The organism is Herbidospora yilanensis (assembly GCF_001570565.1).
GTDB lineage: Bacteria > Actinomycetota > Actinomycetes > Streptosporangiales > Streptosporangiaceae > Herbidospora > Herbidospora yilanensis.
In genome coordinates this window covers 26,878-39,043 of the sequence record NZ_BBXE01000048.1, presented here as the reverse complement: position 1 = coordinate 39,043, position 12,166 = coordinate 26,878, and the positions used below count along the sequence as shown (strand labels likewise).

Annotated in this window: 13 protein-coding genes; all 13 read left to right on the top strand. The window is 70.1% G+C overall.

Going from position 1 to position 12,166, the window contains the following annotated elements:
* The first annotated feature begins 1 nt into the window (after position 1).
* Positions 2-1,246 carry a replication-associated recombination protein A gene (locus AW273_RS33775; RefSeq protein ID WP_083950259.1) on the top strand — a complete coding sequence of 415 codons (1,245 nt, stop codon included), beginning with the start codon at positions 2-4 and terminating at the stop codon, positions 1,244-1,246.
* A 114-nt stretch (positions 1,247-1,360) separates the two neighbouring features.
* Positions 1,361-1,741, top strand: a complete 381-nt coding sequence (locus tag AW273_RS33770; protein WP_030456920.1) for a DUF948 domain-containing protein — start codon at positions 1,361-1,363, stop codon at positions 1,739-1,741.
* On the top strand, positions 1,738-1,968 hold the full coding sequence (locus AW273_RS33765) for a hypothetical protein (RefSeq protein WP_062357387.1): 231 nt from the start codon (positions 1,738-1,740) through the stop codon (positions 1,966-1,968). Before AW273_RS33770 ends, AW273_RS33765 begins: the two co-directional genes overlap by 4 nt.
* Before the next feature lies 1 nt (position 1,969).
* Entirely contained in the window at positions 1,970-4,636 is a 2,667-nt protein-coding gene (alaS, locus tag AW273_RS33760) for an alanine--tRNA ligase (protein ID WP_062357385.1), read from the top strand.
* Between the two features lie 4 nt (positions 4,637-4,640).
* Entirely contained in the window at positions 4,641-5,129 is a 489-nt protein-coding gene (ruvX, locus tag AW273_RS33755) for a Holliday junction resolvase RuvX (protein WP_062357383.1), read from the top strand.
* The gene (mltG, locus tag AW273_RS33750) at positions 5,126-6,217 is read left to right on the top strand and encodes an endolytic transglycosylase MltG (RefSeq protein WP_062357380.1); all 1,092 of its coding nucleotides are present in this window, start codon (positions 5,126-5,128) and stop codon (positions 6,215-6,217) included. Before ruvX ends, mltG (AW273_RS33750) begins: the two co-directional genes overlap by 4 nt.
* Positions 6,218-6,353: 136 nt before the next feature.
* Positions 6,354-7,478: an endolytic transglycosylase MltG gene (mltG, locus tag AW273_RS33745; RefSeq protein ID WP_232327728.1), complete on the top strand. Its 1,125-nt coding sequence runs from the start codon at positions 6,354-6,356 to the stop codon at positions 7,476-7,478.
* Positions 7,479-7,482: 4 nt separating this feature from the next.
* Complete coding sequence (locus AW273_RS33740) at positions 7,483-8,283, top strand: shikimate dehydrogenase (protein WP_062357376.1); 801 nt, start codon at positions 7,483-7,485, stop codon at positions 8,281-8,283.
* A 207-nt stretch (positions 8,284-8,490) separates the two neighbouring features.
* Positions 8,491-9,087: a translation initiation factor IF-3 gene (infC, locus tag AW273_RS33735; protein WP_083950253.1), complete on the top strand. Its 597-nt coding sequence runs from the start codon at positions 8,491-8,493 to the stop codon at positions 9,085-9,087.
* A 130-nt stretch (positions 9,088-9,217) separates the two neighbouring features.
* Entirely contained in the window at positions 9,218-9,412 is a 195-nt protein-coding gene (gene rpmI / locus AW273_RS33730) for a 50S ribosomal protein L35 (RefSeq protein ID WP_030456928.1), read from the top strand.
* 23 nt (positions 9,413-9,435) lie between these two features.
* On the top strand, positions 9,436-9,816 hold the full coding sequence (rplT, locus tag AW273_RS33725; protein WP_030456929.1) for a 50S ribosomal protein L20: 381 nt from the start codon (positions 9,436-9,438) through the stop codon (positions 9,814-9,816).
* Positions 9,817-9,892: 76 nt separating this feature from the next.
* Entirely contained in the window at positions 9,893-10,684 is a 792-nt protein-coding gene (locus AW273_RS33720; protein ID WP_062357371.1) for a TrmH family RNA methyltransferase, read from the top strand.
* Between the two features lie 108 nt (positions 10,685-10,792).
* Positions 10,793-11,872, top strand: a complete 1,080-nt coding sequence (locus AW273_RS33715; protein ID WP_062357368.1) for a sensor histidine kinase — start codon at positions 10,793-10,795, stop codon at positions 11,870-11,872.
* Positions 11,873-12,166: the final 294 nt, after the last annotated feature.

Below are 12,166 nucleotides of genomic sequence, written 5' to 3'. Positions count from 1 at the left end.
CATGCGCCCGCGCACCCTCGACGAGGTCATCGGCCAGCGCCACCTGCTCGGCTCCGGCACCCCCCTGCGGCGGCTGGTCGAGAGCGAGGCCCCCATGTCGCTGTTCCTGTGGGGGCCGCCCGGCACCGGCAAGACCACGCTGGCCTACGTCGTCTCCAACGTGACCAAACGGCGGTTCGTCGAGGTCTCGGCCGTCTCGGCGGGGGTCAAGGACGTCCGTACGGCCATCGAGAACGCCCGCCGCGAGCTGGGCATGACCGGGCGGCAGACCGTGTTGTTCGTCGACGAGGTCCACCGCTTCAACAAGGCCCAGCAGGACGCGCTGCTCCCGGCGGTGGAGAACCGCTGGGTCACCTTCATCGGCGCCACGACCGAGAACCCGTTCTTCTCCGTCATCTCGCCGCTGCTGTCGCGTTCGCTGCTGCTGACCCTGGAGTCGCTCACCGACGACGACGTCGGCGCCGTCCTCGACCGGGCCGTGTCCGACGAGCGCGGCCTGAACGGCGCGGTCACCCTCCGGCCCGAGGCCAGGGAGCAACTCGTCCGGCTGGCCGGGGGAGACGCCCGGCGCTCCCTCACCTACCTGGAGGCCGCCGCCCTCCTGGCCGGCGACATCACCGTCGAGGTCGTCGAGAAGGCCGCCGACAAGGCCGCCGTCCGCTACGACCGCCAGGGCGACCAGCACTACGACGTCATCAGCGCCTTCATCAAGAGCATGCGCGGCTCCGACGCCGACGCCGCCCTCCACTACCTGGCCCGCATGGTCGAGGCGGGGGAGGACCCCCGCTTCATCGCCCGCCGGGTCGTGATCTTCGCCTCCGAGGACGTCGGCATGGCCGACCCGACCGCCCTCCAGGTGGCCGTGGCCGCCGCCCAGGCGGTCGACTTCATCGGCCTGCCCGAGGGCCGCATCAACCTGGCCCAGGCGGTCATCCACTGCGCCCTGGCGCCCAAGTCGAACGCCGTCGTGAAGGCCATCGGCGCCGCCCAGGCCGACGTCAGGGCCGGGCACATCGGCCAGGTCCCGGCCCACCTGCGCGACGCCCACTATCCGGGCGCGAAGAAGCTGGGCCACGGGGACGACTACCGCTACCCCCACGACTTCGAGCACGGCGTGGTGCGCCAGGACTACGCGCCCGAGGAACTGCGCGACCGGCGCTACTACGAGCCGACCACCCACGGCGCGGAGGCCCCGGTGGCCGAGCGGTGGGGGAGGTTGCGCGCCTTCCTGCGCGGCGAGCGCTGACCTCCGGCCGCCCGAACACGCATGCCCGGCGATCGCCGTGGCAGAAGGCGGACCTGGAATACGCGATAGGGTTTCTGCCATTCAACGCAGGGGCCCCGCCAAGGAGGTTCGCCCATGCTCACCGCCGGAGAGGTCGCGGGCCTGATCGTCGCCATGTTCTGGGCGATCCTCGTCTGCTTCCTGGCCTACGTGCTGATCAAGCTGGCCCGGCTGCTCACCGCCACCACCAAGGTCGTCAACGAGCTCGGCGACAAGGTGGTGCCCCTGCTCAACGAGGTCAGCTACACGGTCAGCGAGACCAACCGCCAGCTCGTCGCGGTGGAGGCGATAGCCTCCAACGTGAAGGAGGTCAGCGACGACGTCGCCAAGATCACCGGGCTGGCCTCGACGGTCGTGACCGGGCCCCTGATCAAGGTCTCCTCGATCGCCCACGGCATCCGCGGCGCCCTGTCGCGGCGCGGCCGGCGCAGGAAGTCGCTGGAGCCGCGGCCGTGATCCGCCGCCTCTTCTACATGACCCTGGGCGCGTCACTGGCGGTCTGGGTCATGCGCAAACTGGAAGCACTGAAACCCGACCACGTCGCCCGGCGCACCGCCCACCAGGTGCGCGGCTTCGCCGACGACGTGCGCGCCATGGCGGCGAGCAGGGAAAACGAGTTGCGGGCCCGGCACGGGCTCGGAACAGTCGGACACATCACCAACGACGTAAAGGACGGCCGCTGAAATGGAGTCGGCAGAGATCGTACGCCGCTTCCTGCGCTTCTTCGAAGAGCGCGGGCACACCGTCGTGCCCTCGGCCAGCCTGGTCGCAGAGGACCCGACGCTGCTGCTGGTCAACGCGGGCATGGTCCCGTTCAAGCCCTACTTCCTCGGGCAGCAGAAGCCGCCCTACAAGCGGGCCGCCAGCGCGCAGAAGGTCATCCGCACCCTCGACATCGACGAGGTCGGCAAGACCACGCGGCACGCCAGCTTCTTCCAGATGCTCGGCAACTTCTCGTTCGGCGACTACTTCAAGGAGCAGGCGATCCCCTTCGCGTGGGAGCTGCTCACCAACCCGGTCGCCGCGGGCGGCTTCGGGTTCCCCGAAGAGAAGATGTGGGTCACGGTCTACCTCGACGACGACGAGGCGATCGAGATCTGGAAGCGGGCCGGCGTCCCGGCCGAGCGCATCCAGCGCCGCGACCTGGCCGACAACTACTGGCACATGGGCGTGCCGGGCCCCGGCGGCCCCTGCTCGGAGATCTACTTCGACCGGGGCCCCGAATACGGCCGCGAGGGCGGGCCCGTCGCCGACGAGACCCGATACCTCGAGGTCTGGAACAACGTCTTCATGCAGTACACGCTCGGCGCGGTCCGCTCGAAGATCGACTTCGACGTGGTCGGCGAGCTGCCCGCCAAGAGCGTCGACACCGGCATGGGCCTGGAGCGCATGGCGGCGATCCTGCAGGGCGTCGACAACATCTACGAGATCGACACCACCTTCAAGATCCTCAGCCGCGCGGCCGAGCTGACCGGCACCCGCTACGGCGCCGACACCCGCAACGACGTGTCGCTCCGCGTCATCGCCGACCACCTGCGGGCGGGCGTCATGCTCGTCGGCGACGGCGTGCTGCCCTCCAACGAAGGCCGGGGCTACGTGCTGCGCCGCATGCTCCGCCGGGCGATCCGCAACCTGCGCCTGCTCGGCTCGGGCGAGGAGCGCTACATGCACGAGCTCACCGCCACCACCATCGGCACGATGGGCGAGCAATACCACGACCTGATCTCCGACGCGGCGCAGATCCACGGCGTGATCGACGCCGAGGAGGCGTCCTTCCTGGGCACCCTGCGCACCGGCACGACGATCTTCGACACGGCGGTCGCCGAGAGCAAGAAGGCGCACACGTCGGTCCTGTCGGGCGACAAGGCCTTCCAGCTCCACGACACCTACGGCTTCCCGATCGACCTGACCCTCGAAATGGCGGCCGAGCAGGGCCTGAAGGTCGACGAAGAGGGCTTCCGCCGCCTCATGGCCGAGCAGCGCGACCGCGCGAAGGCCGACTCCAAGCTCAAGAAGACCGGCAACGCCGACATCTCGGTGTTCGGCCAGATCCTCGAGAAGGCGGGCAAGGTCGAGTTCCTCGGCTACGACCACCTGACCACCGACACCGAGATCGCCGGCATCATCGTCGACGGCGTCCCGGTCCCGGTCGCGGGCGCGGGCACCACCGTCGAGGTCGTGCTGCTGCGCACCCCGTTCTACGCCGAGGGCGGCGGCCAGCTCGCCGACCAGGGCGTGATCCGGGCCGAGAACGGCGAGATCGAGGTCGTCGACGTGCAGTCGCCGATCGCGGGCCTGGTCGTCCACCGCGGCAAGATCACCTCCGGCGAGGTCAAGGTCGGCGACGCCGCCCACGCGGCGATCGACGTCGACCGCCGCCGGTCGATCTCGCGCAGCCACACCGCGACCCACCTGGTCCACCGCGGTTTCCGCAACGCGCTCGGCGAGACCGCCGCGCAGGCCGGTTCGGAGAACTCGCCGGGCCGTTTCCGGTTCGACTTCACCTCGGCCGGCGCGGTGCCGGTCAGCGTGCTGCGCGACGTCGAAGACGAGGTCAACGCGACCCTGATCGACGACCTCAAGGTCAACGTCCTGCACACCTCGCAGTCCGAGGCGCGCAAGATGGGCGCCCTGGCCCTGTTCGGCGAGAAGTACGGCGACGTCGTGCGCATCGTCGAGGTCGGCGACTACTCGCGTGAGCTCTGCGGCGGCACCCACGTCGCCAGCTCGGGCCAGCTCGGCCTGATCAAGGTGCTCGGCGAGTCGTCGATCGGTGCCGGGGTGCGCCGCGTGGAGGCCCTGGTGGGCCTCGACGCGTTCCGCCACCTCGCCCGCGAGAGCGTGCTGGTCTCGCAGCTCAGCGGGGCGCTCAAGGCGCGTCCCGAGGAACTGCCCGAGCGGGTCGACGGCATCGTCACCCGGCTGCGCAACGCCGAGAAGGAACTGGAGAAGCTGCGTTCGGCGCAGGTGCTCGCGGTGGCCGGGGAGCTCGCGTCCGGGGCCTCGGACATCCAGGGCGTTTCCGTCGTAACGCACCGCGCGCCTGCTGGAACCACCCCCGATGACCTGCGTAAACTCGCTCTCGATGTGCGCGGCCGGTTCCCCGGTGATCGCGCCGCGGTGGTCGTCGTCGCCGGTGTCCCCTCGGACCGTCCCGTCGTGGTCGCCGCTGTCAACGAGGCGGGACGCGACCGAGGGCTGAAGGCGGGCCGTCTGGTGGGAGTCGCCGCCAAGGCACTTGGGGGTGGCGGTGGCGGCAAGGACGATGTCGCGCAGGGCGGGGGGACGAACGCGGGCGCTGTCGACGACGCGCTGCGTGCGGTCACCGAGGCGATCGGCTCCAGCCTGTGACGTCATGAGACGTGGCACCCGACTCGGCGTCGACGCCGGGTCGGTCCGGATCGGCGTGGCCCGCAGCGACCCTTCGGGGCTGCTGGCCACGCCGGTCGAGACGGTGCGGCGCGGTAAGGGCGATCTCGACCGCCTCGCCGCGCTCGTCGCCGAACACGAGGTGGTCGAGGTCGTCGTCGGCCTCCCCACCTCCCTGTCGGGCCGGGAGTCCCACGCCGCCGGAGCCGCCCGCGAGTTCGCGGCGGCGCTGGCCGCCCGGGTCGCGCCGGTCCCGGTCCGCCTCTACGACGAACGCCTGACCACCGTGACCGCGCAGGCCAACCTGCGCCAGAGCGGCCGCAAGGCGAAGAACCAGCGCGACGTCATCGACCAGGCGGCGGCCGTGGTGCTGCTCCAGGCCGCCCTCGACGGCGAGCGCGCGTCAGGCAAACCACCAGGTCATCCCCTCGACCCACCCCCCGGTGGAGAAACGAGTCCCGGGACCGACCGGTGAGCCCGCAGGAGTGGGACACGTTCCTGCTTGCGGATGAGGCCGAGCCCGTCGACCACGGGCTCCGCCGCGACCGCACCCGGAAGATCGTCTACGCCGGCCTGGCCGCCGTGGCGACCGCCGGGATCGTCGGCCTCTACACGGTGGCCCGCCCGTTCCTGGCGCCCGACGACTTCGACGGCGCCGGAACCGGTGCGGTCGTGGTCCGCATCAGCTCCGGGGAGAGCGCGGTCCAGATCGCCGAGACGCTCGCCAAGGCGGGCGTGGTGGCCAGTTCCAACGTGTTCGTCCGCGAGGTCGAGGCCCGCGCCAAGTCGGGCAGCCTCCGGCCGGGCGACTACCGGCTGAACAAGGGCATGGCCGCCTCGGTCGCGCTCGACCGGCTGCTCGACCCCGACTCGCGGGTGTCCCGGCGGGTGACCATCCCGGAGGGCCTGCGTGCCAAGGAGGTGTACGTCCGCCTCTCGGCCGCCTCCGGTTTCCCGGTCGCCGAGTTCGAGAAGGCGGCGGCGCAGCCGGCCACGCTCGGGCTGCCGCCCTACGCCAGGTCGGTCGAGGGCTTCCTGTTCCCGGCGACCTACGAGGTCGAGCCGTCGAGCACCGCCAAGAGCCTGCTGCGCGACATGGCCGCCCAGTTCGGCCGGGTCGCCGACCGCCTCGGGCTCGACGCGCACGAGGGCATGACCCCGCTCGACGTGGTGACCACGGCCAGCATCGTGCAGGCCGAGGGCGGGCGGGACGACGACTATCCCAAGATCGCTAGAGTGATCTACAACCGCCTCAAAAAGGGCGGGCGCCTGGAGATGGACACCACCGTGCTCTACGCGCAGAACCGCCGGACGCTGAACGTCTCGGAGAAGGACACCAAGGTGGCCTCTCCGTACAACACCTATCGGATCGATGGTCTACCGCCCGGTCCGATCGGAAACCCCGGTGAGCAGGCACTTCGGGCGGCCTTGAAGCCAGCGAAGGGTGATTGGTACTGGTTTGTCACTACGGATCCAGGCCGTAGAATCACCAAATTCACTGACAACGAAGGCGAGTTCGTGAAATATCGGGAAGAGCTGAACAGGTACCTCGGGACGAACTAGGCCGAACGATGACCGACGGTCCGCGTGTCGGGCCGAGATCCATACCGAAGCTTGATCCCCCCTCGGTTTGGCGCATCGCTTGACGCGAGGCCAGTCCTACCGAGAGATTGGCCAGCGCACTATGAACGACCTCGACATGGACTCTTTGCTCGGCGCCTCCGACGAGGGGGGGTCGCGGCGTTCCCGCAAACAGCAGAGCCGCAGCCGGCGCCGCAGGCGGCGCACCAGGCGCAAGGGCGCCGCCGCGTCCCTGATCGCGATCGTGATCATCGTCGGCATCCTGGGCGGCGGCGGTTACCTCGGCTACAAGTGGGTCAGCGACGCCGTGACGGCCGACGACTACACCGGCTCGGGCTCCGGTGAAGTGGTCATCGTGATCGAGGAGGGCGCCTCCGCCGGCGACGTCGCCGCCGAACTGGAGAAGGAGGACGTCGTGGCCAGCGCCCGTGCCTTCATCCAGGCCGTCGACGCGGCCGGCAAGGGCGGCTCGCTCCAGCCCGGCCACTACGCGATGAAGAAGCGCATGTCGGCCGTCGCCGCCGTCGGGCTGCTCGACCCCGACAAGCGCCTGCGCGACAGCCTGACCATCCCCGAGGGCTACCGCGCCACCCGCGTCTACGACACCCTCGCCGACGCGACCGGCATCCCCGCCAAGGAGTTCGCCGACGCCGCCAAGGGCGACATCGGCCTGCCGTCCTACGCCAAGGGCAAGGCCGAGGGTTTCCTGTTCCCGGCGACCTACGAGCTGCCGCCGAACATCACCGCCTCCGAGATCCTCACCAAGATGACCGACCGGTTCAACGAGACCGCCCAGAAGCTCGACCTGAACGCCGAGGCCAAGCGGCTCGGCTTCACCCCGATGGAGATCATGACCGTCGCGAGCATCGTGCAGGCCGAGTCGGGCACCCCCGACGACATGGGCAAGGTGGCCCGGGTCATCTACAACCGGCTGGCGCTCAACCCGCCGATGAAGCTCCAGATGGACTCCACCACCATGTACGGCCTCGGCAAGTACGGCATCGCCGCGACCTTCGAGGAGACCCGCGACGACTCGCCCTACAACACCTACCGGGTCGACGGCCTGCCGCCCGGCCCGATCGCGAACCCGGGCGACCACGCCATCGAGGCCGCGCTCAAGCCCGCCAAGGGCGACTGGCTCTTCTTCGTGACCACCGACCCGGAGAACGGCATCACCGAGTTCACCGCCAGCGAGGCCGAGTTCGTCCGCCTGCGGGACAAGTTCCACGCCACCCAGAATTGACCACGTGAACAAGAGAGCAGCCGTCCTCGGCTTCCCGGTCCTCCACTCGCTGTCGCCCCACCTCCACCGGGCGGCCTACGCCGCGCTCGGCCTGACCGGCTGGCGGTACGACGCGATCGAGTGCCGGGAGGAGGAGCTGGCCGCCTTCGTCGGCGGCCTCGGCCCCGAGTGGGCCGGGTTGTCGCTGACCATGCCGCTCAAGCGGGTGGTGTTCCCGCTGCTCGACACGGTCACGCCGCTGGCGGTCGAGGTCGGCGCGGCCAACACGGTGATCTTCCGCGACGGCGTCCGGCACGGCGCCAACACCGACGTGCACGGCATCGTCGCGGCCCTGGCCGAGGCGGGGGTTCCGGCCCCGGCCAGCGCGACCGTTCTCGGCGGCGGCGCCACCGCCGCCTCCGCGCTGGCCGCCCTGCGCGAGCTCGGGCTCCGCGAGGTGACCCTGGTGGTACGCGACCCGCGCCGCGCCGGGGAGACCCTGGAGGTGGCCGACCGGCTGGGAATGTCGGTGGCCACCCGGGCGTTCGACCAGTTCGACGCAGACGTGGATCTGCTGATCTCCACACTGCCCTCGGGCGCCGCCGACGGATTCGCCGGCGAGGCCGCGCGGGCACGGGCGGTCTTCGACGTCGTCTACTCGCCCTGGCCGACCACGCTGGCCCAGGCCGTGGCGAAAGAGGGCGGGACGGTCGTCGGCGGGTTCTCGATGCTGCTGCACCAGGCGGTGAAGCAGGTCGAGCTGATGACCGGGCGCTCGCCCGCACCCGTGGAGGCCATGCGATCCGCGGGTGAGTCGGCGTTGTAATCGTGCTAAACTAAACAACCGATCGGTCCGGCACGTGCCGGACGCGCAAGCGGAGGTCTTCCTCCCACCTGATCAGCCGCGAGGCAGACGGGTTCAAGGATCACAATAGAGTTCTCGGACTCAGTGGCCCCGCATGCGTGACGTGCCGGGGTCTATTCGTGTTTCCGGCACGGTCGAGCACACAGGCGAAGGTCCCTTGGAGGTCCCATCAGCACCGAGCCCCGCATCAACGATCGTATTCGTGTCCCCGAGGTCCGCCTCGTCGGCCCGAACGGCGAGCAGGTCGGCATCGTCTCCATCCACGATGCCCTGAAGCTCGCCCAGGAGGCCGACCTCGACCTCGTCGAGGTCGCGGCGACGGCACGCCCGCCCGTCTGCAAGCTCATGGACTACGGCAAGTTCAAGTACGAGTCGGCCATGAAGGCGCGCGAAGCCCGCCGCAACCAGGCACACACGATCATCAAGGAGATCAAGCTCCGGCCGAAGATCGACCCGCACGACTACGAGACCAAGAAGGGTCACGTCGTGCGTTTCCTCAAGGCGGGGGACAAGGTCAAGGTCACGATCATGTTCCGTGGACGTGAGCAGTCCCGTCCCGAACTGGGCTTCCGGCTCCTGCAGCGGCTCGCTGAGGATGTCACCGAGCTGGGCTTCGTGGAGTCTCAGCCCAAGCAGGACGGCCGAAACATGATCATGGTGATCGGCCCGCACAAGAAGAAAGCCGAGGCCAAGGCCGAGAAGGCGGCGGCTCGGGCGACGCGCGACGACGACTCGGTGGCCGACACGGTCGCCGCCGAGGAATAAAAGCCGCCGCGCTGACGCAAAGACTGGGAGCCCGTTCTTCGCGGCTCTTGCGAGTCAGGAACGCCGGTTACCCGGCCCCCCTTGCGGGGCCGGGAGATCGGCTTGGAACAACGAGGGAGAGACGGCTGAGATGCCGAAGATGAAGACGCACAGTGGTGCGAAGAAGCGCTTCCGGGTCACCGGCTCCGGCAAGATCGTGCGCCGCCGGGCCAACCGGAAGCACCTTTTCGAGCACAAGCCGTCCACCCGCACGCGCAGGCTTGAGAACGACGTGGTCATGTCCGACGCGGACACCAAGAAGATCAAGAAGCTGCTCGCTAAGTAACGACCCCCGGGGAGAAGAACAACATGGCACGCGTGAAGCGGGCGCTCAACGCCAAGAAGAAGCGCAGGGTCGTCCTCGAGCGGGCGAGCGGTTACCGGGGTCAGCGGTCGCGTCTGTACCGCAAGGCCAAGGAGCAGATGCTCCACTCGATGACCTATGCGTACGCCCACCGCAAGGACAAGAAGGGCGCGTTCCGCCGCCTCTGGATCCAGCGGATCAACGCCGCGGCGCGGCAGAACGGCATGACCTACAACCGGCTCATCCAGGGTCTGCGCCTGGCCGGCATCGAGGTCGACCGCAAGATCCTCGCCGATCTCGCGGTGAACGACTCGCAGACCTTCGCCACGCTGGTCGAGGCCGCCAAGAAGGCGCTCCCGTCCGACGTGAACGCTCCGGTCGCCTAAGCGATCATCTGCTTTCCGGAAGGGCTCACCGTGCCTGGTGGGCCCTTCTTTCCGTCTCGGAGGGACATGTGACCGAGTGACCGAGTTGACCAATCCCAAGTCCCCGCGGGTCAAGGCCGCTCGGCGGCTGACCAAGCGGGCCTTCCGGGACCGCGACCGGGCCTTTCTCGCCGAGGGGCCGCAGGCGGTGCGCGAGGCGCTGGCGCTGCCCGGCGTGACCGTGGAGCTGTTCGCCACCGCCGAGGCCGAGACCCGGCACGCCGACATCGTCGCCGCGGCCGTGAGCGCCGGGGTGCCGGTGTTCCGGGCCAGCGGCGAGGTGATGGCCGAGCTCGCCCAGACGGTCACCCCGCAGGGGCTGATGGCGGTGTGCAGGTTCGTCCACGTGCCCCTCTCCTCGGTCGAGGAGACCCGGCTGGTGGCGGTGCTGGCGCACGTCCGCGACCCCGGCAACGCCGGCACCGTGCTGCGCACGGCCGACGCCGCCGGAGCCGACGCGGTGGTGTTCACCGACGCGTCCGTCGACCCCTACAACGGCAAGTGTGTACGGGCCAGCGCGGGCAGCCTCTTCCACCTGCCCGTCGTGACGGGGCTGCCGGTCGACAAGGCCGTCGCCGCGTTGAAGGACCGGGGCCTGCGTGTCCTGGCCGCCGACGGCACCGGCGAGGCCACCCTCGACGACGTCGACCTCGCGTCCCCCACGGCCTGGGTGTTCGGCAACGAGGCGTGGGGCCTGCCGCCCGAGGTGCTGGCCCTGGCCGACGAGGTCGTCCGGGTGCCGATCTACGGCCGCGCCGAGAGCCTGAACCTGGCCACCGCCGCCGCGGTGTGCCTGTACGCCAGCGCGCGAGTTCTCCGGCAGATCTGACATTCCGTGTAATAGGTGCGTACCCGGTCCGTGACGGGCTGCCGAAGGGCTCCGGAAACCCGCTATTGTCGGCGGAGACGGCTCGCGGAGCACGGCTGGAGGGGTCCTTTGCGCGGCGAGAACACCCATGGACGGGTCGCCGACCCGTCGAGTGTGATCGCCATCGACGCCCTTCCCGACGGCGTCGTCGTGGTCGACGGCGAGGGCGTCGTGATGGCCGTGAACAGGGCGGCCGAACGCCTGACCGGGCTGCACCGCAAGACGTCCCCCGGGCGTCACGTGGCCGACGTGCTCCCGTTGCGCGACGCCGAGGGGCGCGACTGGTGGAAGTGGCTCGATCCCCGGGGCGGCCTGTCCATCCGGTCCCGCCAGGTCGAGCTCCCGCTTCAGCTCGACGGCCGCGACCTGCTGGTCACGGCGGCCTTCGTCCGCACCCCCGCGCGGGCCGGCCGGGTGATCCGCGTGGTGATCACCCTGCGCGACGCCGCGGCCCGCCGCCGCCTGGAGCGCAGCAGGGCCGACCTGGTCTCGACCGTGGCCCACGAGCTGCGCTCGCCGCTGACCAGCGTGAAGGGCTTCACCGCCACGCTGCTGGCCAAGTGGGACCGGTTCAACGACGCCCAGAAGCTCGTCATGCTCCAGACGGTCAACTCCGACGCCGACCGGGTGACCCGGCTGATCACCGAACTGCTCGACGTCTCCCGCATCGAGTCGGGGCGGGTGGAGATCCGGCGGCAGGTCGTCGACATCCCCGCCCGCGCGCGGCGCATCATCGCCGGCCGCGTGGCCGCCGGTGAGCCCGAAGACCGGTTCTCCCTCACGGTCGTGGGGGACCTGCCGGAGATGTGGCTCGACCAGGACAAGATGGATCAAATCCTCGGCAACCTGGTCGAAAACGCCGTGCGGCACGGCGGCGGTAAGGTGACAATCGTCGTAGAGCCCGTCGAATGGGGAGTGGCCGTGTCCGTGCGTGACCAGGGTGAGGGTGTCAAACCCGAGCTGGCCTCGCGCGTCTTCCGCCAGTTCTGGCGCGGCAACGACCGCCGCCGCGGCGGCACCGGCCTCGGCCTCTTCATCGTCAAGGGCCTCGTGGAGGCCCACGGCGGCGCCATCACGGTCGAACGCGCCCCCGGCGGCGGCGCGGAGTTCCGATTTATCATGCCCACCGGGCAACCTGACTTCGCGTAAACGGCGAGGCCGCTCGGTGGGCGCCTCGTGTTGGACTGCCGCGCCTTCGGCCCAGCGTGTTGGCCGCTAGGGATCCGCCGTACTCCTGCGTCGCGCTGATCGCTTCGATCCTCGCGAGTGTGGCCCTACATCGGACACCCGCCAAACGCCGAAATGTGGCCAGACGTCAGGCCAAGCGCGCCGGTGGGCGAGGAGGAGCGGCAGGAGCGAAGCGACCAGAGCGACGAAGGAGCCCGCCGGGTCCGAGCGCTTGGCCCGCCGCGCCGGAGGCGCGGCCATCGGACACCGTGCGGC

Excerpts from the sequence above, each read along its gene's own strand:
- AW273_RS33775 (WP_083950259.1), top strand. The coding sequence starts at position 2 with ATGCGCCCGCGCACCCTCGACGAGGTCATCGGCCAGCGCCACCTGCTC.
- AW273_RS33770 (WP_030456920.1), top strand. The coding sequence starts at position 1,361 with ATGCTCACCGCCGGAGAGGTCGCGGGCCTGATCGTCGCCATGTTCTGG.
- alaS (WP_062357385.1), top strand. The coding sequence starts at position 1,970 with ATGGAGTCGGCAGAGATCGTACGCCGCTTCCTGCGCTTCTTCGAAGAG.
- ruvX (WP_062357383.1), top strand. The coding sequence starts at position 4,641 with ATGAGACGTGGCACCCGACTCGGCGTCGACGCCGGGTCGGTCCGGATC.
- mltG (WP_232327728.1), top strand. The coding sequence starts at position 6,354 with ATGGACTCTTTGCTCGGCGCCTCCGACGAGGGGGGGTCGCGGCGTTCC.
- rpmI (WP_030456928.1), top strand. The coding sequence starts at position 9,218 with ATGCCGAAGATGAAGACGCACAGTGGTGCGAAGAAGCGCTTCCGGGTC.
- rplT (WP_030456929.1), top strand. The coding sequence starts at position 9,436 with ATGGCACGCGTGAAGCGGGCGCTCAACGCCAAGAAGAAGCGCAGGGTC.